The organism is Streptomyces bobili (assembly GCF_002154575.1).
GTDB classification, from domain to species: Bacteria; Actinomycetota; Actinomycetes; order Streptomycetales; family Streptomycetaceae; genus Streptomyces; species Streptomyces bobili.
In genome coordinates this window covers 1-1,352 of the sequence record NZ_MUBA01000468.1, presented here as the reverse complement: position 1 = coordinate 1,352, position 1,352 = coordinate 1, and the positions used below count along the sequence as shown (strand labels likewise).

The 1,352-nt window shown below is 74.9% G+C and carries 2 protein-coding genes; both read left to right on the top strand.

Going from position 1 to position 1,352, the window contains the following annotated elements; all coding sequences use genetic code 11:
* A partial coding sequence (locus BZL64_RS30465; protein WP_086772374.1) for a YaaA family protein occupies positions 1-576 on the top strand: 576 nt, incomplete at its 5' end.
* Between the two features lie 73 nt (positions 577-649).
* Positions 650-1,312: a bifunctional 4-hydroxy-2-oxoglutarate aldolase/2-dehydro-3-deoxy-phosphogluconate aldolase gene (gene eda / locus BZL64_RS30460; RefSeq protein ID WP_086772373.1), complete on the top strand. Its 663-nt coding sequence runs from the start codon at positions 650-652 to the stop codon at positions 1,310-1,312.
* Positions 1,313-1,352: the final 40 nt, after the last annotated feature.

The following is a 1,352-nucleotide window of genomic DNA, read 5'->3' as shown; positions in this document are numbered from 1 at the left end:
AGATCTCCCCGGCCGGCCGGGACCCGGCCGGCCGGGGAGATCTACACGGGTGTGTTGTACGACGCCCTCGGCCTGGCGTCGCTCGACGCGGCCGCCAAGCGGCGGGCGGCCCGTTCGCTGCTGGTGTTCTCGGGGCTGTGGGGTGCCGTCCGGGTGACGGACCGCATCCCGTCGTACCGCTGCTCGATGGGTGTGCGGCTGCCGGGGCTGGGGGCGCTGGGGGCGCACTGGCGGGCGCCGATGGCCCAGGTGCTGCCGGAGGCGGCCGGGGACGGGCTGGTGCTGGACCTGCGGTCGGCGGCGTACGCGGCGGCGTGGAAGCCGAAGGGGGACGTCGCCGCGCGGACGGCGAGCGTGCGGGTGCTGCACGCGCCGACCCGGAAGGTCGTCAGCCACTTCAACAAGGCGACGAAGGGCCGGATCGTGCGGAGCCTGCTGACCGCGGGGATCGCGCCGAAGGACCCGGCCGGCCTGGTCGTGGCGCTGCGGGACCTCGGCTACACGGTGGAGGAGCAGGCGCCGGCGCGGGCGGGGTCACCGTGGACGCTGGACGTGCTGGTCGACGAGGTCCACTGACAGCGACAGGCGTGCGTTGCATCATGTGCAACGACCTTTGCGTGCAGTGCAGCTCACGGGGAGGATGAGGCGCATGACCTCACCCCTGCCCTCCGCTTCGGCTGCCTCGGTGTTGGATCTCGCGCCCGTCGTGCCCGTGGTGGTCGTTGCGGACGTCGCCGACGCGGTACCGCTGGCACGGGCACTCGTCGCGGGCGGGCTGCCGGCGATCGAGGTGACTCTGCGCACCCCGGCCGCCCTGGACGCGATCCGGGAGATCACCGGCGCGGTGCCGGAGGCGGTCGTCGGGGCCGGGACCGTGATCACCCCGGACCAGGTGACGGCCTGCCGGGCGGCCGGGGCGCGGTTCCTCGTGAGCCCCGGGTGGACGGACGCGCTGTTGACGGCGATGCGGGCGTCGGGGCTGCCGTTCCTGCCCGGGGTGTCGACCACCTCGGAGGTCGTGGCGCTGCTGGAGCGCGGGGTGCGGGAGATGAAGTTCTTCCCCGCGCAGGCGGCGGGCGGTACCGCCTATCTGCGCTCGCTGGCCGGACCGTTGCCGCAGGCCCGCTTCTGCCCGACCGGCGGCATCGGCCCCGGCAACGCGCCGGAGTACCTGGCCCTGCCCAACGTCGGCTGCGTGGGCGGCAGTTGGATGGTGCCCTCGGACGCGGTGGCGGCACGGGACTGGGCGCGGGTGGAGGAGCTGGCGCGGTCCGCCTCGCGACTCACCCGCACAGGTGGGACGCGCCGCTGAGGAAGCGCACGACGCCGCGGCTCACCCACGCAGGTGGGAC